Source organism: Kitasatospora sp. NPDC002040 (genome assembly GCF_040296785.1).
In the GTDB taxonomy this organism is placed as follows: Bacteria; Actinomycetota; Actinomycetes; order Streptomycetales; family Streptomycetaceae; genus Kitasatospora.
In genome coordinates, this window is the sequence record NZ_JBEOXV010000021.1 from 61,719 (window position 1) to 81,824 (window position 20,106).

Below are 20,106 nucleotides of genomic sequence, written 5' to 3' on the forward strand. Positions count from 1 at the left end.
TTATGAGCCCAGCGAGCTACCGAGCTGCTCCACCCCGCGTCGGTAAACACGACACTACGGGAGAGTCGGGCAGAAAGGAAATCCGTTTCGGTCCGGGCTCCGGTCCGGGTTTCGGTTCAGGCGGAGACGGGCCGGTGCCGGAAGGCCCTGGCCCTGGTGCGGGCCCAGAACGCGAAGCAGACCAGGGCGGCGAAACAGGGCACCATCAGCACGGCGTAGAACAGCAGGAAGCCGTTGGTGCCCAGGCCCGCGGCGGCGTTCCAGCCGCCGTGCACCGCCATCGACAGCACCAGCCCGGTGGGGGCGGCCAGCCGGGCCAGCCAGCGGCGTCCGGTGGTCAGGGAGATCGCGACGCCCAGCCCGGCCAGGGCGGTGAACAGCGGGTGCGCGAACGGCGAGAGCAGGCCGCGCAGCACGAAGGTGTGCACGGTCGAGTCGAAGTCGCGCAGGCTCGGGGCGGCGCCCAGGCCGATGCTGTCCAGCCGGCTCTGCTGGTCGTCGGTGAAGGCCCGGCCGAGGTAGAGCGCGTTCTCGGTGAAGGCGAAGCCGCAGGCGGTCACCCCGCCCAGGACCACCCCGGCGGAGAGCGTGCGGGGGCTGGAGCGCGCCCGGGTGTGGGACCGCACCCGGGGCGTGCGCCGGAAGTACGGCAGTGGGCGCAGCCGGGGGCGGAACTCCGGTGGGCGGTAGGACCGGACCCGGCGCAGCGGCTGTTGCTGCCGCCGCCCGGGCAGCGACGCGCGCCGGGCCAGGACGGCACAGGTCCGCTCCACGTGGCAGCGCAGCCGGCGGCGGACCGGGAGCAGCAGCATCAGCAGCGCGGCGACCTTGGCGCTCTCCTCGATCAGCGGGGTGGCGAAGTCGGCGAGCAGCGTCTCGCCCCGGGCGCTGCCCTGACGGGCGATCAGGAAGTCGCCGGCCCAGCCGTTGGCCAGGATCGCCACCGTGGTCGCCGCGCAGGCCCCCCAGGCCAGGCAGAACAGGGTGTGCCGGAGCGGCACCCGGGCGGTCTGGTTCAGCCAGGCCAGGGCGCCCAGCACGAACGGGAGCGGCAGCAGGGCGAGCCCCAGGCCGACCAGCAGCCCGGTGGTCCCGGTCTGCCGGTGCACCAGCCGGAGGATCAGCACGCCGCAGCCGGCCAGGGCGAAGGCGGCCAGGGCGGAGGAGAGCGCGGGGTAGCGCAGCGCCCGTGCGCGCCGCAGCAGGTCCTCGGCCCGTACGTACGGGTGCCAGGACAGCAACGGGCCCGCCCGCCGCACCCGGGGCCCCGGGATGGTCCGGGTGCCGGTGGCGCGGGTGGGCGGGTCGACGGCGGCGGCGCGTTCCCCGGCGGGGGCCGGGGCGTGGGGGTACGGGCCGCCACTGGGCGGACTGCTCACGCCGACAGGGTAGGGGAACCCCCCGGCCCGACGGGAGGTGTCGGAACAATACGTACCGCATGGATCACTTGGTGTGATGATCTGCCGCGTGACGGTGGGTCAGTGACCGGTTCAGCGGCGGCGGAACAGCAGGTCGTGCACGACGTGGCCCTTGGCGATCCCGGCCCGCTCGAACTTGGTGACCGGCCGCCACTCCGGCCGGGGCGCGTAGCCGGGCACCGTCCCGGCCGGGTGCTCGGCCGGCTCCAGCCAGCCGGTGCCGTCGCCCTCGGGGTGGAGGTTCTCCAGCTCGGGCGAGGCGGAGAGGACGGCCAGCATCTGCTCCGCGTACGGCTCCCAGTCGGTGGCGCAGTGCACCAGCGCGCCGGGCGCCAGCCGGGGCAGCACCAGGTCGAGGAACGACTCCTGGACCAGGCGGCGCTTGTGGTGCTTCGGCTTCGGCCACGGGTCGGCGAAGTACACCCGCAGCCCGGCCAGTGAGGCGTCCGGCAGCATGTCGCGGAGCAGGATCACCGCGTCCCCGGCGGCCGGGCGGACGTTGCGGGAGTCGGTGCGCTCCAGCAGCTGGAGCAGGTTGCCGTGGCCCGGGGTGTGCACGTCGGCGGCCAGGATGCCCATCGCCGGATCGGCGGCGGCCATCGCGGCCGTTGTCTCGCCCATCCCGAAGCCGATCTCCAGCGTCACCGGCAGGCCGCCGAACAGCTCCGCCAGGTCGAGCGGGGTGCCGTCGATCGCGAGGCCGTACCGCTCCCAGCCCCGGTCCAGCGCCCCCGCCTGGGCGGGGGTCATCCGGCCCCGGCGCGGCTGGAAGCTGCGGATCCGGTGCTCGCGGTGCTGGGCCTCGGTGGCCCGGTGCGGGTACATCGGCGCGGGGTACCCGGCGGGTGCGGCGGACAGGCGCGCGGACGGGGACGGCTGGGGGCTGGGGGCGGTGGCAGTCACAATCGACCAAGTCTACGGGAGGCCGATCCGGCGCGGGGGAGCCCTACGGCTCAGCCGCCCGCCGCCAGCGCGGCCAGCCCCCGCCGGGCGACCTCCCGCCCGATCGCGAGCGAAGCGGTCGCCGCGGGCGAGGGCGCGTTGAGCACGTGCACCACCCGCCGGGTCGACCCCGCGTCGTCCGGGTCGAACCCCGCGAAGGCGAAGTCGTCCAGCAGCGTCCCGTCGGCGGCCACCGCCTGCGCCCGCACCCCCGCGGTGGCCGGCACCAGGTCGGCCGCCGTCACGGCGGGCAGCAGCCGCTGCACCGCGGTGGTGAAGGCGCGCTTCGACAACGACCGGTGCAGCTCGCCCAGTTCGTACCGCCAGTGCCGCCGGGCGATCCGCCACGCCCCGGGGAAGCGGACCGTCTCGGCCAGGTCGCCGAACCTGACGGTGCGCCAGTCGTAGCCCTCGCGGGCCAGGGCGGGGACGGCGTTCGGCCCGACGTGGACGTCGCCGTGGATGCCCCGGGTGAGGTGGACGCCGAGGAAGGGGAACGCCGGATCGGGCACCGGGTACACCAGGCCGCGCACCAACTCCCGGCGCTCCTTGGTGAGTTCGTAGTACTCGCCGCGGAACGGGACGATCCGCACCCCGGGGTCGTCGCCGGCCAGCCGGGCGATCCGGTCGCTGTGCAGGCCGGCGCAGTTCACCAGCACCCCGCAGCGCAGCTCGCGGTCGCCGGCCCGCAGGGTCACCCCGTCCGGGCGGCGGTGCACGGCCCGCAGCGGCGTACCGGTGAGCAGCACCGCCCCGCCCTGCTCGGCGAGCCAGGCGTAGCGGCGGGCCACGGCGGGGTAGTCGCAGATGCCGGTGGTGCCGATGTGCAGCCCGGCCAGGCCGGTCACCTCGGGCTCGTGCTCGGTGATCCCGGCCGGGCCGAGCTCGGTGACCGGGATGCCGTTCTCCCGGCCGCGCTCCGCCAGGGCGCGCAGGCGCGGCAGTTCGCCCTCCCCGGTGGCCACGATGAGCTTGCCGGTCACCTCGTACGGGACGCCCTGTTCGCGGCAGAACTCCACCATCTCGGCCGCACCCGCCGTGGCGTACCTGGCCTTGAGCGAACCCGGGCGGTAGTACACACCGCTGTGGATGACGCCGCTGTTGCGGCCGGTCTGGTGCGCGGCGAAGTCCGGTTCCTTCTCCAGCACTGCCACCCGCACCCCCGGCCGCGCCACCGTCAACGCGTACGCCGTGGACAGCCCGACGATCCCCCCGCCGACCACCACGACATCGAACTCCTCGGCCATGTCCGCCCCTTCGTCGACGCCTCCGGCGATGCTAGGGCCTGACCGACCGTTCGCGCCGGGTCCGGGGCTACTCCCAGGGCCAGCCGGCGCCGCGGCCGCGCTCCAGCAGGGGGATCAGCCGGAAGGCCGCGTCGGTCAGGCCGCCGAAGGTGTGCCGGTGCGGGCCCGACGGGCTGTGGCCGGCGGCGTAGCCGGCCAGGTTCCAGGTGTAGACCGGGACGTCGGCCGGAACGCTGGTGAGCGGGTCGGCGACGGGCGCCCAGCCCGCCTGCTCGTCGGTCACGATCACCACCCGGTCGTGGCCGCGGTAGTGGGTGCGGACCGCGTCCTCGGTGTCGGTGCCGCCGAGCGCCCCGAACCGGTCCAGGACCTTCAGCACGGACTCGGCCCGGCCCACCGGAACCACCCGGCTGCCGGTGCCGAACTCGACCAGGTCGGCCTCGGCGGCCCTGACCTTGAGCGCGGTGCCGAAGATCGCGGCTGCGTCCGCCCGGTTGAGCTGGCTCTGGGCACTCTGCCGGTCGAACATGGAGCCGGAGCGGTCGACCAGGATCAGCGTCCGGCCGGGCAGTGCGGGCACGTTGGCGAGCGAGTGACCGAGAGCCACTTCCAACGCGTGCCCCCAGCGCAGTGACGGCGCGTTGCGGTGTGCGGCGAGGTAGCGGAACGGGAACTGGCGGGACCGGGCCACCTCGGCCGGGTCGCTGATCCGGCGGGCGACTTCGGCCGCCACTTCGTCGCTGACGCCTGCCTGGTCGAAGTTGCGCAGGTTCCGGACCAGCGCCATCGGCCCCATCGACGGGATGACGGCCTCCCACACCGCCGCGTCCAACGGGCCCTGCAGCCAGCCCGCCAGCGCCTCCCAGGTCATCCCGGCGGCCGCCAGCCGTTCCGCACCACCGGGCCCGGTCACCAACCCGCGCCGCTGGTCCACCGGGGTGTCCAGCAACGCACGGTTGGCGATCAGCAGTTGGTCGGTCGCCGGGACGACCGCCGTGTCCGGGTGGTGCCGCCGGTCCAGCGCGTAGCGGAACAGCGGGCCCTGCCACGGCTTGGCCGGGTCGGGCGAAGGGTGCGTCAACTCCAGCACGTCGCCGAAGCGGTAGCCCTTGGAGTCGGTGTCGTACTTCAGCAGTGCCCGCCCGTTGTAGAGACGGCGGACGGCGTCGGCGGCACCCCGCTTCACCGGCTTGGGCAGCGTACGGCCGTACCGGGAGGTCCAGTAGGCGAGCAACTCGCCCGGCTCGTCCGGGCGCTGCAGCACGGCATCGATCGCCTGGCGGGAGTGACCGGGGAGCCCGGCCACCAGTCGGGCGCGGGTGAACTCGGCTGCGCCGACCAGTGCGGCCGTGCGGAGCTGGGCGTCGGTGCGCAGCCAGCGGAGCAGCCCGAGGGTCCACTCCGGGTCAGTGACGGCGAGTTCGCGGACGAGCGTGCTGAAGCGGTCGTCCCGGGCCTCGGCACTCTCGTAGAACGCGCGCTGTCCGACCAGGTTGGCGACGGCCAGCAGGAAGAGTTCGGACTTCGCATCGCGGAGGTGTCCCCGACCGCCCGCGCCGGTGACCGTCGTCCGCCCGGTGGTGCGGACGGGAGAACTCGGAGCGGCCTTGGCCTGCCGGACGTTGAATCGGGACATGGTGAAGTCTCCCTGCTGGGTGGGGAAGCCGCGGGAGGCATGCCGGAGCCGCCGGGCGGGGCCCGGCGTGGCGTGGTGCCTCCCGAGATCAAGGGCGGCGACGGGTGTGCGGGTTTGAACCGCAGCGCCCGAGGGCGCTTTACCGGGAAGAAACCGTCGCCTGCGCACCGGGAGGTGCGGAGAGCTGTTCAGAAGTAGGCGTCCAGAGGACCGAAGCGGCGGAGGCGAAGCCTGATGCTCTACCAACTGAGCTACCCGGCCCGAAGGCTGGGGCGGGACTCGAACCCGCGCCCGTCAGATCCGAAGTAGCCTCTGCCTGCGCACCTGGACATCGGGAACACTATCCGCGCCCCGCCCTGCGGGCACCTGAATTACGACCCGGCCACCTGGTCGGTTGGCACCTGCCAGGGCCAGTCGGCGGCGGCGCCCGCCTCCAGCAGGGGGATCAGTCGGAAGGCCGCGTCGCTCAGGCCGCCGAAGGTGTGCCGGTGCGGGCCGGCCGGGGCGTGGCCGGTGGCGTAGCCCGCCAGGTTCCAGGTGTAGACGGGCACGTTGAACGGGACGGGCGCGAACACCCGGTGCAGGTGACTCCCGTTCGCCTGTTCGTCGGTGATCACCACCACCCGGTCGTGCTGCCGGTAGTGGGCCCGGACCGCACCCCCGGTGTCGGTGCCGCCGAGCGGGTGGAACCGGTCCAGGACACGGAGCACGGCCTCGCCGGGGGCGACCTCGACCACCCGGCTGCCGGTGCCGAACTCGACCAGGTCGGCGTCGGCGGCCCTGACCTTGAGCGCGGTGCCGAAGATGGCGGCCGAGTCGGCCCGGTTGAGTTCGGTCTGCCCGCTCGGTGTGTCGAACATGGAGCCGGAGCGGTCGACCAGGATCAGGGTCCGGCCGGGCAGTGCGGGCACGTTGCCGAGCGAGTGGCCGAGGGCCAGTTCGAGTGCGTGGCCCCAGCGCAGTGACGGGGCGTTGCGGTGGGCGGCGAGGTAGCGGAACGGGAACTGGCGGGACCTGGCCACTTCGGCCGGGTCGCTGATCCGGCGGGCTACTTCGGCTGCCGCCTCGTCGCTGACGCCGGCCTGGTCGAAGTTGCGCAGGTTCCGTACCAGCGCCATCGGCCCCATCGAGGGGATGACGGCCTCCCAGACGGCCGCGTCCAACGGGCCCTGCAGCCAGCCCGCCAGGGCTTCCCAGGTCATCCCGGCCGCTGCCAGGCGCTCCGCACCACCGGGCCCCGTGACCAGGGCCCGCCGTTCCGCGACCGGTACGTCGAGCAGTTCCCGGTTCGCGGTCAGCAGTGCGTCGGAGCGCGGCGGAACGGCGCGGCGCGGGCGGTGCCGCCGGTCCAGCGCGTAGCGGAACAGCGGGCCCTGCCACGGCTTGGCCGGGTCGGGCGAAGGGTGGATCAACTCCAGTACGTCGCCGAAGCGGTAGCCCTTGGAGTCGGTGTCGTACTTCAGCAGTGCCCGCCCGTTGTACAGGCGGCGGACAGCGTCGGCGATACCCCGCCGGAGCGGCTGCGGCAGGGAGCGGCCGTAATGGGAGGTCCAGTAGGCGAGCAACTCGCCCGGTTCGTCGGGTCGTTGCAGTACCGCGTCGATCGCCTGGCGGGAGTGACCGGGGAGCCCGGCCACCAGTCGGGCGCGGGTGAACTCTGCGGCGCCGACCAGCGAAGCCGTCCGGACCTGGGCGTCGGTGCGCAGCCAGCGGAGCAGCCCGAGGGTCCACTCCGGGTCGCTGACGGCGAGTTGGCGGACCAGCCGGGCGTACCGGGCGGCACGCGATTCGGCGCCCTCGTAGAACGACTGCTGTCCGGAGAAGTCGACCGAGGCGAGCAGGAAGAGCTCACTCCTGGGGTCCCGGGTGAAGACGGGGCCGGGGTGGTGGCGGGCCTGCGGTCCGACCGGGGCCGTCGGCCGGCCCGGGTGGTCGGGGGCCACCGTGCGGAGCTCGGTGCGGTACGCAGCCGGGAGATCGGTGGCGATCTCGGTTCTGGTCTCGGCCTTGACCTGTTGGCGGTTCAACCGCGACATGCAGATGTTTCCCCTGCTGGGATCGGCGACAAGGGGGCGTGGTGGTGCCCGAGATCGGAGTCGGCAGCGGCAGAAGAGTTTCAACGCACCCGGAGGTGCTCCACCGAAGTAGCCGCGGCCTGCGCACCGGGCACCCCGGCGCCGCGTCTCCCGGGATCAACAAGAGGGCGGCCGGTGTGGGTGTTGCCTGTCAGTGAAGTAACCGGGGCCCGGCGCATCGGGAGGCGCGGACGTGACCATAGCCGAGCGCCGGTCGAGCGGCATCCGAATAAATCCGAGCCTCCGTCAGGCCGGTGCGACCAGCACCAGTCGGGCCCGTTCGGTCAGCTCCCTGACCCGGCGCTCCTCCTGGAACGGCTCCAGTCGGCGGAGCAGCTCGCGGACGTACTCCCGGCTGCGCTGGGAGGAGATCCGGCCGGCCACCTCGACGGCCCGCTCCCCGGCCGCGACGGCCGCGTCCAGGTCACCGGCCTCGGCCTCGGCCATGGCGGAGACGAACAGGCGCAGTCCGTGCGAGCGGACGTACCCCTCGGTCGGCCGGGCCAGCGCCTCCCGGGTGAACTGCCTGACCTTGCTGGGCTCGCCGAGGTCGCGGAAGCACTCGGCGGCGTCGGCGGCGAGCCGGTCGTAGGCGTAGAAGTCGATCCAGGGCGGGTCGGAGTCACCGGCGCGGGCCCGTTCGAGTGCGCTCTCCGCGGCGGAGAGCGCGGTCGCGCAGGCCGGGGCGTTGCCGTTCCTGGCGTGGGCCCGGGCCTCCACCAGGTGGAAGAAGCTCATCGTGCGGGCGGTGGCCAGGCCCCGGTTCCGCTCCAGCGCGGCCTGGGCCAGGTCGACCGCCTCCTCGGCGAAGCCCCGGTAACAGGCCTGCAGGCTCATCGAGGCCAGCACGTACCCGCCGAGCGGCACGTCGGCCGCGGCCCGGGCCAGCCGGAGGGCCTGGATGTAGTAGCGCTGGGCGGCCTCGTGCTGGCCGGTGTCGAAGGCCATCCACCCGGCCAGCCGGGTCAGTTCGGCCGTCGCACCGAACAGGGCCCGGCCCACCGCGTCGCTGTACGTGCCGAGCAGCAGCGGGGCCGCCTCCACCCGCAGGCACTCCGGCACCATCGACGAACGCCAGTCCCCACCGCCGTACTTGGAGTCCCAGCGGCGCGCCTCCTGGGCCGCCTCGCGGAGCTTGGCGGCGTCCGAGTGGCCGACCCGGTAGCCGCTCAGGTCGGGGGCCGGCTCGCCCCGGGCCACCGAGCCGTCGGCCGGGGTGATCAGCCAGCGGGAGACCGGGGTGGCGTACGCCGTGACCGAGAAGGTGCCCGCCAGGCTGTCGCTCCAGCGGCCGCCGCCAGGCCCGCGCCGCAGCTCCAGGTCGACCCGCCAGAGGTCGGTGGCCGAGCGGACCGCCGCCGGCACCTCGCGCGGGAAGGCCAGGCCGAGCTCGGGTGCCGGGTCGGTGTCGCCGAGGCCGATCTCGTCCAGCGGCACCGGGCGGCCCAGCTTGCTGCCGATCGCGGTCGCGATCAGATGCGGCACCGGCCCCTGCGGGATCATGCCCTTGCTGACCCAGCGCGCCACCGACGTCTTGTCGTAACGGAGCGTCAGGCCGCGCTGGGCGCCCAGGTCGTTGACCCGGCGGGCCAGGCCCGCATTGCTGATCTGGGCCAGGGTGAGAAGCGTGCCGAGCCGTTCGTTCGGCCCTCGTGAGCTGACGGTCATGGTGGCTGCGGCACCCCCTGGCGATGTCCGGCGGGTCTCGGGTCTGGTCGGGTCGTCCGGGCCGGTCGGCCGGCGTGCCCGGGCAGGTGGCTGGATCGTGATCGTTACGGCGGTCGGCCGTGGGTGGCGGACGGGGTGGCGGGCCCGGTGCCGAGCCCCGGCGCGAGCCACTGCTGCACCTAGCGTAGTCGTCCGGGTTCCGAGGGTTAAGAGTCCGGATTCCGGATGGCGGGATCGCGTGCCGCTCAATGGGTCCCGGACGGGGTGGCGCACGGGTGGGGCCGGGCCACCGGGAGCGTGAAGGATCGGTGTGCTCCGGTCCGGTGCCGATGTGCGCCCGGCTGTGCTCCCTGGCCCGATGGGCAGGTCGGCGATTCGCTGGAGGCTGTGGGTCGGCCCGTCGTCGAGGACCCGGCGGGCCGGGGGACACCACTGCCTACATCCCCGCGGGCGGTGGTGGGGTCCGGGAGGGCATGCGGATGCCCTCCCGGACTGTGTGATGCCTTTCGGCCATTTGGCGATGTCCATGCCAGCCGAACCGCATCCCGCCGGGGCGGCCCGGGCCACGGAGGGGAAGGCCCGGCCCGCCCCGCTGCCCGCAGCAGCCGAGAACACCGGCGGGAGCCCTGGGGCGACGCCGCCGTTCCCCCGGCCCCTGCGGATGACCCCGTGTGCCTCCCAACTGGGGTGCGTCGGTGGCACGATGGGCTCCGTGCGGCGGGTGTCGCGGCGGAGCGGAGGCACGATGCGGTGGCTCACGGGCTGGTGCGCCAGCACACCTGCGCCGGGGCTGGGCACCGTCCATCCGCTGGCCGCCGTCGTGCTCTGGCCGGGCCCCAACCCGCTCTGGGCGGTGGGGGACTGGCGCCCGGACGAGATCAGGCTGGTGACGCTGCGCCCCGGAGCGCCCGCCGCGGTGACCACCGGACCACCGGGCCCCGACCTCCCCGACCAGGCGTCGGACCAGCCGGGCACCGTACGGCTGGCCGTGCTCGGCCGCTGCGGCGCGTCGGACCCGGAGCTGGCGGCCGGCCTGGCCACCGCCAGGGGCGGGGCGGTGCGCCACCTGACCACCTGGCCCGGCAGCTACACCGTGGTGCTGCGGACCGGCCCCCGGAGCACCGTGCTGCTCACCGACCTGGCCGGGGTGCTCCCGGTCTTCCACACCCCCTGGGCCGGCGGCACGGCGTACGCGACGGCGGCGCTCCCGCTCGCGGACCTGGTGGGCGCCCCGCTCGACACCGGCCACCTGGCGGCCCGGCTGGCCTGCCCGGAGTCGCCCGAGGCGCTCGGGACCGGATCGCCGTACCTGGGGGTGCAGCGGGTGCCGCCCGGGCACCTGCTCGGGCTGCGGAACGGCCGCGCCCACGTCTCGGAGTACGAGCCGGAGCGCACCGGCGCACCCGCCCCGCGCGAAGAGGCGCCGGCCGTACGGGAACTGACCCGCGCGCTGCTGGAGTCGGTCCGCTGCCGGGTCCGCGCCTCCACCGGTGACTCCGACCGGCCCAGGCTCGGCGTCGACCTGTCGTACGGGACCGCCTCCGCCACCGTGGCGCTGCTCGCCGCCGCCGTCCCGATCGCCCCGGCCGCGCCCGAGCCCGGCCCGGCGCAGGACGACACCGCGTCAGCTCCCAGGACCGGTGCGGTGAAGGGCTCCTGGGCCCGCCCCGGCCGCACCGGACCCAGCGGGCCGGAGACGCTCACCGCCGTGACCGTCCGGGAGGCCGCCGAGGGCCCGGCCGCCACGGTGGCCGAGCTGCCCCGGCTGCGGCACCTGGTGCTGCCGTCGACCCTCCCGTACGCCGAACTGGCCGACCCGGGCGCGGAGCTGCCGGCCGGTCCGCTCACCGACGAGCCGGGGACGGCGCTGGTCGCGGCGGCCCGGATCGGCGGCCGGCTGAGTGCGGGCGGGGCCGACCACCTCACCGGCTACGGTGCCCGCCAGGTGCTGGACGGCCACCCGGCCCGGCTGGCGGACCTGGTCCGGGCCGGGCGGACCCGGCGGCTGACCGCGCCGGTGGTCGCGCTGGCCGGGGCCGAACGGGCGGCGGACGGTGGCGCGTTCGACCTGCTGCGCACGCCCCTCACGGTCTGGCGCGCCGCCCACCGGCTGGCCCGCGCCCGGTACGCGGAGGCACTGGACGACGCGGCCGTCCGCCTGACCGTCCGTCACAGCATCGCGGCCCGGAGCCTGGGCGAGGCCTCGGCCGCCGAGCTGGCCTGGTGCATGCCGGGCCCGGCCGCCCGCTGGCTCTCCGACGACGCGCTCTCCGCCGTCGCGCTCCGGCTCCGGCTGGCCGCCCGGGGCCCCGAGCCGGTCGAACCGCCCGGCGCCCGCCGGGCCAGGTACGCGCTGCACCGGCACGCGGCCGAGTACCGCACCCTGCTGCACGCCGCCGAGCAGCGCGGCCAGCGCCTGCACGCGCCGTTCCTGGACAACCAGGTGGTCCGGGCGGCCCGGATGCTCCCGGCCGAGACCCGGCTCCAGCCCGGCGCCCGGCACGCGCTGCTGCGCGCGGTGCTGACCGGGGCGTCCAGGGCCGATCTGCCACCGGACTGGGGCCGGGCGGTCCGCCCCGACCGCCAGGGGCCGGACCGGGACGGGCTGCGGCTGGCCGCCGACGGCCTGGCCGAGCTGTTCCGCGCACCGCTGCTGGCCGAGGCCGGGCTGATCGACCTGCCCGCCGTCCGCGCCGCCCTGGCCGAGGCCGCCGACCCGGCCGGTGATCCGCCGCCGGGCACCCTGGCCGGGCTGGCCGAGCTGGTCTCCACCGAGCTCTGGCTCCGCCGCATCCTGGCCCGTCGGCACGGCTCCTGCTGGACCGGCCTGCCCGCCCCCGTCCGCCCCGCCCTGGCCCGGCCGGCCTGAACCGCCCTCGTCCGCCCGGCCCGCCCCGCCCTTCCGGTCCCGCCGAACCGCCGAGCGCGTCATCGCCGGGCGGCAGCGGGCTGACGGGTCATCATGGGGTGGTGTCCAGCTCAGAGAAGGTCACCGCGCCCGAGGCGCTCCCGGTCCTCGGCGAGTTGCCGGCCGCCGATCCGCCGGGGGTGCTGGCCGCCTGCGACGGTTCGGACGGATCGCTCTGGGCGCTCGACCGGGCGATGGCCGAGGCCGAGCTGTTCGGGCTGCCGCTGTACGTGCTGGCGGTGGTGAACCCCTCCCCGACCGGCTACCCGCCGGGGATGATCGAGCTGGTGCAGGAGAGCATCGAGCGGCTCTCCGCCAGCATGGCGGACGGGCTGCGGCGGGCGGTGGCCACCGTCCAGCAGGCCAGGGGGCGCGACTACCAGGGCGAGCTGGCGCTGCACGTGGTGCTCGGGAACGTGATCGAGGTGCTGCTGCGCTGCACCCGGGGCCAGCACACCCTGGTGATCGGCACCCGGGGCAACGGCGGCTTCAGCCGCCTGCTGCTCGGTTCGGTGAGCACGGCGGCGGTGCACCACGCGGCCTGCCCGGTCCTGGTGGTCCCGGCGCCGCCCGCGCACTGACCTGGGTGTTCCTGACCTGGGTGTTCGCGGTCACAGCGGTGGCGGGTGGGGAATCAGCGCCGGTGGTCGAGGGTTCACCGTTCTGTCCCCCCGCACCACCAACAGCAGGAGAGCCACCGCCATGAAGGTCGAGATCTGGTCGGACGTCGCGTGCCCCTGGTGCTTCGTCGGGAAGCGCCGCTTCGAGCAGGCCCTCGACCGGTTCGCGGGCAAGGACGGCGTCGAGGTGGTCTACCGCCCGTACCAGCTGGTGCCGGACGCCCCCGAGACCGCGACCCCGCACCGGGCCTGGCTGGCCGAGCGGTACGGGCCGCAGTCGGTGGCGATGGACGCCCGGGTGACCGAGCTGGGGCGGACCGAGGGCATCGACTTCGACTTCGACACCGCGCTGCACGCCAACACCTTCCTCGGCCACCGGCTGCTGCACCTCGCCGAGAGCGAGTACGGCGCGGCGGTCCAGGGTGTGCTGAAGGAGGCCCTGCTGACCGCGCACTTCAGCCGGGGTGCGGACGTCGGCGACCGGGCGGAGCTGACCGAGATCGCCGTGGCCGCCGGTCTGGACCGGGACCGGGTGACCGCCTACCTGGCCGGCGACGAGGGCGCGGACGCCGTCCGGGCCCAGCTCGCCGAGGGCCGGGAGATCGGCATCTCCGCCGTGCCGACCTTCGTCTTCGAGGGCAAGTGGGCGGTCCAGGGCGGCCAGGAGGCCGACACCTTCCTCCAGGTGCTGGAGCAGGTCGCGGCGGAGACCGCCGCCGACGGCGCGGTCGAGGCCCCGCACGGGGACAGCTGCGCGGACGGCGCCTGCGCGGTCTGACGCACCATCAGTGCCCCGGGTCGGTGACGGCCCGGGGCACGGTCGTGCTCAGCTGCAGCTGAGCCTGGCGTCGGCCCAGTCGGCCAGGTCGATCAGGCCCCAGCCGCCCGAGTTCGGGGTGACGACCAGGCGGATCGAGCGCTGACCGGTCAGGTCCGCCTGGACCGGGACGGCCCGGTCGCCGGGGCCGATCCGGCCCGAGCTCCAGAGCACGCTGCCGTCCCCGCCCTCGACGCTGAACCGGACGGTGCCGTTCCGGAGTCCGAAGTCGTCCAGCCCGGCCTTGGCCTTGAAGACGTTGCAGGTCCGGTTCAGGTCGATGGTCACCGTCGACGGGTTCTGGACGCTCAGGCCGCGCTGGTACCTGGTGCCGCCGATCCACAGGCCCGAGCGCTGCCAGACCCCGCCGCCGCGCCGGATGGTCGGTCCGGTCGGCGGGTCGCGGTGCGGGTTGTTCTGGGCGAACGGCAGCACGTCGGCCCAGAAGTCGCTCGGCAGCCCCGGGGGTACCGGCGGCGAGGGCAGCGGCGGGGTCGGGGTCGGCACCGGCGGCGGGGTGGGCGGTACCGGCACCGGCGGCTTCTCCACCACCGGCGGTTCCGGTGTGGGGGAGGGCGGCGCCGGGGGCGCGGGGGTCGGGGTGGGCGTCGGCGTGGGTGTCGGCCGGGCCGGGGGAGCAGGCGTGGGGGTCGGGGTGGGCGTCGGCGTGGGTTCCGGCGACGGTTCGGGTTCCGGGGTGGGGGACGGCGTCGGCGTCGGTGGGGCCGGGGCGGGCTTGGGCACCGCGGCGGCGGAGATCGCCGGTGCCGCGGCCGGCTGCTTCGGCTCGGGCGCACCGGTCAGCGCGTACGCGGCCACCGCCGCGGTGACCACCGCGATCCCGGCCGCGATCCCGGCCTTGGCCGCGGTGCCGAGACCCTCGCCGGCCATCGTCGCCGCACCGCCGGAGGAGGACCCGGACGAGGCCGCACCGGCACCGGCCCCGGCCAGCGCGCCCGCCCCGACCGCGCCCACTCCGACCGCCGCCGCGGCCGCGGTGAAGTACCCGGCCCCGACCCAGAGCAGCACCCCGCCGGGCAGGATCGCCCGCAGACCGGTGTTGATCTCGGTCAGCTCCAGGTAGGCGGCCGTACAGCGGTCGCACTCCTGCACGTGCCGCCCGACCTCCGCCGAGGCGCGCTTGCGCAGCGAGCCGCGGGCGTACGCGCCGAGCCGGTTGGCGTACGCCTCGCAGTCCCGGGCCTGACTGCCCGACACATGGGCCTGCAGGAAGGCGGCGGCCAGCCGGTCCCTGGCCCGGTGGGCCTGCACCGCCGTCGCGTTGGCGGTCTTGCCGAGCAGCACCGCCACGGTCTTCGGCGACTCCCGCTCGACCTCGGTGTGCCAGAGCACCACCCGGTCGTCCTCGGGGAGTTCGGCGTACGCCTGCATGACCATGCGCTGGTCGGCCAGTGCCATCGCCCAGGCGTCCGCCCCCGGGTCGGCCAGGTCCAGGTCGATGGTGGCGGCCGAGGTCTGCGCGAACGTGCTGAAGTCGTCCACCAGTTGCTCGCGGCGCTCGCTCCGGGCCCAGGCGGCGGCCACGTTCCGCACCGCCGTCAGCAGGTACGCCCGGACCGCGAACTCCGGCCCCTTGCCCGCCCGCAGCGCCTGCAGGGTGCGGGCGAAGACCTCGCCCGCCAGGTCCTCGGCGGTGAAGCTGTCCCGGCAGCAGGTTCGGGCGTAGCGGCGGACCGAATCGGCGTGCCGCCGGTAGATCTCCTCGTACGCGGCGTCGTCGCCGGCCCGCACCTTCGCCGTCAACTCGGCGTCGGAAGGCGGCCGTTCACCGTCCACCGGGTCGGCCGGAGCCGGCACCACCGGCCGTGCGGGCGGCTCGCCCTCGACGCCGACGAACGCCTCCGGGGTCACCCCGCCCCGCCCCGCCGCAGCCTGGCCCGGTACCCGGCCGGTCAGCGACTCACGGCTCGGCGCGGCTGCCTGGTCCGGCACCTGGCCCGGGGCGCCGAGGCCGTGCTCGTTCTGCTCCTCCGCGCTCAACGCGCCCCCCGGGACACCTGGATGCGCCGAACCGGGCCGACCGCCCCGGCAGGGGGCGCGGCCATGATCGGGCGAACGGCGCGCAACGGGACAATGGCTCCAACCACGGCCAAAGAATGGCATAGTGCAGCGCCCCCGGGAAGCCGGACCGGCCCCGACCCACTCGTACGGGCACCTAGGACCGACGCCCGGGCACCGGCCGACCGGGGCCCGGGGCACCGCTGACGTGCGACTCCGCCGCGCGGGCGGCGCCGAAAGCGGCAGAGCCCCGGGCCCCGGTCTCCCGGGGCCGTGGAGCGAGCGGTCAGCGCGCCCGGAGGCCGTGCAGCAGGATCTGCAACAACCGCTCGCCCGGGGTGTCCTGAGGTTGACTCTCCTCGCCGTCGGCCCGGACCGGCCGCGCGTGCACCGGCACCGCCGCCGTCAGCACCAGCACCACGTCCGACACCGTGACCCCCGGCCGCAGCTCGCCCGCCGCCGCCGCCCGGGCCACCAACGCGGCCAGCAGGTGCAGTAACTGACGCGGATCGGCATCCGCCGCCGGCTCGGAACCCCGCTGCACCGGCACCTGCGGCAGCGGCACGTCCGCCGCGTCCCGGAAGGTGGCCAGCTCGTCCGCGTACCGGAACGCCGACGGCGGCAGCAGCCGCCCGGCGCCCGAACCCACGGCCCGGGACAGGTAGCCGGCCAGCGACTCCCAGGGCCCGGCGCCGCCGTACAGCGACTCCTTCGCCTGGGCGGTCAGCCAGGCGACCTCCTCGGCGGCGATCCGCTGGACCAGCACCTCCTTGCTCGGGAAGCGCCGGTACACCGTGCCGACACCGACGCCGGCCCGCCGGGCGACCTCCTCCATCGGCGCGCCGTAGCCGAGTTCGCCGAACACCTGCCGGGCGGCCCGCAGCACGCTCTCCAGGTTGCGCCGGGCGTCCACCCGCAGTCTCGCCGTGCCCGCCGGCTCGTCGGGCTGACCGACGGCGCCCGCCGCAGCGCCCGCGCCGGAGGCTCCGTACAGCTCGCGCTGGCCCGGGCCGCGCTGTTCGGGCACCACGCCGTGACCGACCGGGCCCTCGCTCGCCGATGGCGACACGGGCAGCCCCAGCAGTTGATCCTGATCCGTCATTCCAACCTCCCCCACAGGGTGCCCGGCACCGGGCGCCACAGTCCGGCCGCGCCGCACCCCCCAGGTGCGTCGCTGCGCCCGATCACACGAGGACAGCCCCCGGTCGGGCGGCCGCTGTGGACCACCCTTCCCCGGTTGGCCCTGCCGCAGTCAGATACCGCCATGAGCCGGACAACAGTCCGGCCCGACGCACAATCCGACCATAGTTCAAGGAAGTTCGCGGCAGAAGTGGACCGAAACCCCGCTCTCGCGGCAAATCCGGCACTCCGACGGGTACCGACGGCCGGTTCCTGCCACCCGATCCGGTACGGCCTGTGGACAAGAAGCCACCCGACAGGGCGTCATGGAGGCGTGAACCAGCTCACGCCGGAAGGAGGCGCCCCCATCAGGATCCTGATCGTCGGCGGCGGCTGTGCCGGAACCGCCGCCGCCCTCCGCCTCCAGCAGCTGCTCAAGGCCCAACTCCGGGACGGCCAGGTCGAGATCACCCTGGTCGAACCGCAGCCGTACCTGACCTACCAGCCGCTGCTGGCCGAGGTCGCGGCGGGCTCGATCGACCCCAGGCACGTGGTGGTCCCGCTCCGCCGGGTGCTGCCGCAGTGCCGGGTGCTGACCGCCAGGGTCACCGGGATCGAGCACGCCGCCCGGCGGGTCCGGGTGGACGCCGCGAGCCGGGGCGACCGTCCCGAACCGGCCGAACTCCCGTACGACGTGCTGGTGGTGGCCCCCGGTTCGGTCTCCAGGACCCTCCCGCTGCCCGGCCTGGCCGAGCACGGCCTCGGCTTCGCCACCGTCGGCGAGGCGGTCAGCCTGCGCAACCACGTGCTGGAACAGCTCGACCTGGCCTCCACCACCCGGGACCCGGCGCTCCGCCAGGCCGCGCTGACCTTCGTCTTCGTCGGCGCGGGGTACGCGGGCGTCGGCGCGCTCGCCGAGCTGGAGGACATGGCCAGGTACGCGACGAAGAGCTACCACAACGTGGACGCCGACGACCTGCGCTGGGTCCTGGTCGAGGCCACCGGCCGGATCCTGCCCGAGGAGTCGCCCGAGCTGGCCGCCCACACCCTGGCCGAGCTGCGCGACCGCAGCATCGACGTCCGCCTCTCCACCACCCTGGAGTCGGCCACCGACCGGCTGATGAGCCTCTCCGACGGCAGCCGCTTCGCCGCCCGCACGCTGGTCTGGACGGCGGGCGTCCGGCCCGCACCGCTGCTGCGCGACACCGACCTGCCGCTCGACGGCTCGGGCCGGGTCCGCTGTCTCTCCACCCTGCAGGCGATCGGCCCGGACGGCGCCGCGCTGCCCGGGGTCTGGGCCGCCGGGGACTGCGCGGCGGTCCCCGACCCGGAGGCCGGCGCCGAGGCGTACTGCGCACCGAACGCCCAGCACGCCCTGGCCCAGGCCACCCTGCTGGCCGAGAACCTGGCCGCCGTCCTGGCCGACCTGCCGCCGGCCCCGTACCGGCCGGACCGGCTGAGCTGTTCCACCTCGCTCGGCATCGGCCGCGGCGTCGCGCAGACCCGGCGCGGCCAGCTCACCGGCCGCCGGGCCTGGTGGCTGCACCGGGCCCGCCACCTACGGCGGCTGCCCAGTACCGACCGGCGGATCCGGGTGCTGACCGGCTGGCTGCTGGGCGGCCTGTTCAGCCGGGAAGTGGTCTCGCTCGGGACGCTGGAGCACCCGCGTTCGGAGTTCGAAGCCGGGTTCCGTCAGTGAATCCGGCCGGTGGGGCCCGGCCGGGACGCACACCAATCGTCGTACGACTTTCGGAATCGAGCCCGGGCCTGACAGGATCAGCCCGTCCGGACCATCACACCGAGTGTCACACCGAGCACAAAATGTGATGATCCGTCAGTTGGTTGCTCGTCTGATCGCTCGTCGTTCCGAAGCTCGCTGCCCAAAGAAACGGCCGTCGTTTGAACCTCATGCGCTGGAGCGCGCGGCTCACCGGAGCCCCGTGGCGCGCCGCCCCGCCCACCGCGTCCGGCGAACCGTTCACCGTCCCCGGCCCGCGTGAGCCCGGCCTGCCCGGAGCCCTGCTCGACCTGCGTGAGATCCACGAGCTGTACGACCTGCGCAACGTCCTCGGCCGCCTCCCCGCCCCGGTGGCCGTCACCTACGGCCCGCAGCACCAGCTCGGCTACGCCAACCGCGCCTACCGCGAACTCTTCGGCGAACGCACCAACGGGCTGCCCGCCTCCGAGGCACTCCCCGAGCTGGCCTCGATGGGGGTGCTCCCGCTGATGGACCAGGCCCTGCGCAGCGGCCGGTCCCGGAGCGTCAAGTCCCGCTGCATCCTCGGCATCGGCGGCAACCGCTACTACAACATCTCCTGCGTCCCGCTCGGCAGCGAGCCCGACCCGCTCACCGGCAAGGAGCCCGGCCTCCCGGTCGGCGTGCTGATCTTCGCCGCCGAGGTCACCGACCAGGTCCAGGCCGCCACCCGGCTCCGCGAGTCCGAGAGCCGCCAGCGCGCTGCCGCCGTGACCCTGCAGCGCAGCCTGCTCCCGCAGAAGCTCGAACAGCCGGACGGCCTGACCGTCGCCGCCACCTACCAGCCCGGTGGAGCCGAGGCCGCGGTCGGCGGCGACTGGTACGACGTGATCGGCCTCGGCGGCGGCCGGACCGCGCTGGTGATCGGCGACGTGATGGGCCGGGGCCTGCGCGCCGCCGCCGTCATGGGCCAGCTCCGTACGGCCGTCCGGGCCTACGCCCGCCTCGACCTCCCGCCGCACGAGGTGATGACCCTGCTGGACGGCCTGGCCATGGAGATCGACGCCAACCAGATCGCCACCTGCACCTACGCGGTCTGGGACCCGGAGCCCAGCACCCTGGTCTACGCCTCGGCCGGCCACCTCCCGCTGCTGCTCCGCGGCCCCGACGGCACCGTCCTGCGCGGTGAGGAACAGAACGGCCCCCCGCTCGGCACCGGCGGCGGCACCCACCTCTCCCACACCCTGCGCCTGCTCCCCGGCACCACCGGCGTCCTCTATACGGACGGCCTGGTCGAGCGCCGGGACGAGGACATCGACCAGGGCATCGACCAGCTCGCCCGCACCCTGGCCGGTGCGGTGGGCACCCCGGACGTGGTCTGCTCGCGCCTGCTCAGGGCCATGGGGGTCACCTCCGAGCACGACGACGACGTCGCGGTCCTCAGCTTCCACCTGCCGGCCATCTCCGGTGGTGTTGACGTGGGCGACCCGGAGGTCTAGAGTTCTTCGAGCTGCCTGACTGGGAGAAACGGACGCGCGCTCTTCACGGACGTTCCCGAGGTAGCCGGTCTCCAGAAACACCACTTCTTCACTTCTCGTGCTGGTTCGTGCTTTGTCGCGCCCCAGTGCGAATTGGCGTGTGCGTATTTCGGGGATTGCGGTCGGATTCGCTTTGTGGAGCGGGGATCGGCTAGAGTTTGAAACGTCGGACAGGCCGTCAGGTCGGTTACGGCACAAGCTTCTTGAGGATCCGGAAGCGCGGAACGGCCGGTCAGGGAAACCTGATAGAGTCGGAAGCGCCGAAAGGCCGAAGGAAAGAGCGGGTCGGAAACGCCGAACGGCGGACATGATAAGCTCGGAACACGAAAGAACGAAGCGCCCGGAGGGTCCGCCTGATAAGCGGCTCGAAGGAAGTGTCCGTTCCTTGAGAACTCAACAGCGT

12 protein-coding genes and 1 pseudogene are annotated in these 20,106 nt (G+C 74.7%); 5 read left to right on the forward strand and 8 right to left on the reverse strand.

Annotated elements, in window-relative coordinates; all coding sequences use genetic code 11:
- Positions 1-116 precede the first annotated feature (116 nt).
- The 6 genes from ABT118_RS29390 to ABT118_RS29415 form a co-directional block, all read right to left on the reverse strand.
- Positions 117-1,379, reverse strand: coding sequence for a PrsW family intramembrane metalloprotease (locus ABT118_RS29390; protein ID WP_350675408.1), 1,263 nt, complete (start codon positions 1,377-1,379; stop codon positions 117-119).
- 111 nt (positions 1,380-1,490) lie between these two features.
- A complete protein-coding gene (gene trmB, locus ABT118_RS29395) occupies positions 1,491-2,321 on the reverse strand; it encodes a tRNA (guanosine(46)-N7)-methyltransferase TrmB (protein WP_350675410.1) in 831 nt (276 codons plus the stop codon).
- A gap of 50 nt (positions 2,322-2,371) precedes the next feature.
- Complete coding sequence (lhgD, locus tag ABT118_RS29400; RefSeq protein ID WP_350675412.1) at positions 2,372-3,607, reverse strand: L-2-hydroxyglutarate dehydrogenase; 1,236 nt, start codon at positions 3,605-3,607, stop codon at positions 2,372-2,374.
- A gap of 67 nt (positions 3,608-3,674) precedes the next feature.
- Positions 3,675-5,243 carry a TROVE domain-containing protein gene (locus ABT118_RS29405; RefSeq protein ID WP_350675414.1) on the reverse strand — a complete coding sequence of 523 codons (1,569 nt, stop codon included), beginning with the start codon at positions 5,241-5,243 and terminating at the stop codon, positions 3,675-3,677.
- A 371-nt stretch (positions 5,244-5,614) separates the two neighbouring features.
- Entirely contained in the window at positions 5,615-7,279 is a 1,665-nt protein-coding gene (locus tag ABT118_RS29410; RefSeq protein WP_350675417.1) for a TROVE domain-containing protein, read from the reverse strand.
- Positions 7,280-7,564: 285 nt separating this feature from the next.
- Positions 7,565-8,986: an NsdA family TPR-like regulatory protein gene (locus ABT118_RS29415; protein ID WP_350675419.1), complete on the reverse strand. Its 1,422-nt coding sequence runs from the start codon at positions 8,984-8,986 to the stop codon at positions 7,565-7,567.
- 745 nt (positions 8,987-9,731) lie between these two features.
- On the opposite strand from ABT118_RS29415, the gene ABT118_RS29420 reads away from it, so the two are divergent.
- The 3 genes from ABT118_RS29420 to ABT118_RS29430 all read left to right on the forward strand — a co-directional run bounded on the left by ABT118_RS29420 (position 9,732) and on the right by ABT118_RS29430 (position 13,292).
- A complete protein-coding gene (locus tag ABT118_RS29420; protein WP_350675421.1) occupies positions 9,732-11,855 on the forward strand; it encodes an asparagine synthase-related protein in 2,124 nt (707 codons plus the stop codon).
- Positions 11,856-11,956: 101 nt separating this feature from the next.
- Entirely contained in the window at positions 11,957-12,475 is a 519-nt protein-coding gene (locus ABT118_RS29425; RefSeq protein WP_350675423.1) for a universal stress protein, read from the forward strand.
- Between the two features lie 121 nt (positions 12,476-12,596).
- Positions 12,597-13,292 (forward strand): DsbA family oxidoreductase, encoded by a 696-nt coding sequence (locus ABT118_RS29430; protein ID WP_350675425.1) that lies wholly within the window; start codon positions 12,597-12,599, stop codon positions 13,290-13,292.
- A gap of 48 nt (positions 13,293-13,340) precedes the next feature.
- Here the strand turns inward: ABT118_RS29430 and ABT118_RS29435 are convergent, their stop codons facing one another.
- Positions 13,341-15,332, reverse strand: coding sequence for a sigma-70 family RNA polymerase sigma factor (locus ABT118_RS29435; RefSeq protein WP_350675427.1), 1,992 nt, complete (start codon positions 15,330-15,332; stop codon positions 13,341-13,343).
- A 304-nt stretch (positions 15,333-15,636) separates the two neighbouring features.
- Complete coding sequence (locus ABT118_RS29440; protein ID WP_350675430.1) at positions 15,637-16,452, reverse strand: TetR family transcriptional regulator; 816 nt, start codon at positions 16,450-16,452, stop codon at positions 15,637-15,639.
- 351 nt (positions 16,453-16,803) lie between these two features.
- On the opposite strand from ABT118_RS29440, the gene ABT118_RS29445 reads away from it, so the two are divergent.
- Both ABT118_RS29445 and ABT118_RS29450 read left to right on the forward strand, forming a co-directional pair.
- Entirely contained in the window at positions 16,804-18,168 is a 1,365-nt protein-coding gene (locus tag ABT118_RS29445; protein WP_350675432.1) for an NAD(P)/FAD-dependent oxidoreductase, read from the forward strand.
- Positions 18,169-18,368: 200 nt separating this feature from the next.
- Positions 18,369-19,634 (forward strand): annotated as a pseudogene (locus ABT118_RS29450) (PP2C family protein-serine/threonine phosphatase); the annotation flags it as partial.
- Positions 19,635-20,106: the final 472 nt, after the last annotated feature.

What these genes read in the sequence shown, in the direction of transcription:
- lhgD (WP_350675412.1), bottom strand. Translation starts at nt 3,607, where the DNA reads ATGGCCGAGGAGTTCGATGTCGTGGTGGTCGGCGGGGGGATCGTCGGG.
- ABT118_RS29405 (WP_350675414.1), bottom strand. Translation starts at nt 5,243, where the DNA reads ATGTCCCGATTCAACGTCCGGCAGGCCAAGGCCGCTCCGAGTTCTCCC.
- ABT118_RS29410 (WP_350675417.1), bottom strand. Translation starts at nt 7,279, where the DNA reads ATGTCGCGGTTGAACCGCCAACAGGTCAAGGCCGAGACCAGAACCGAG.
- ABT118_RS29415 (WP_350675419.1), bottom strand. Translation starts at nt 8,986, where the DNA reads ATGACCGTCAGCTCACGAGGGCCGAACGAACGGCTCGGCACGCTTCTC.
- ABT118_RS29420 (WP_350675421.1), top strand. Translation starts at nt 9,732, where the DNA reads ATGCGGTGGCTCACGGGCTGGTGCGCCAGCACACCTGCGCCGGGGCTG.
- ABT118_RS29430 (WP_350675425.1), top strand. Translation starts at nt 12,597, where the DNA reads ATGAAGGTCGAGATCTGGTCGGACGTCGCGTGCCCCTGGTGCTTCGTC.
- ABT118_RS29440 (WP_350675430.1), bottom strand. Translation starts at nt 16,452, where the DNA reads ATGACGGATCAGGATCAACTGCTGGGGCTGCCCGTGTCGCCATCGGCG.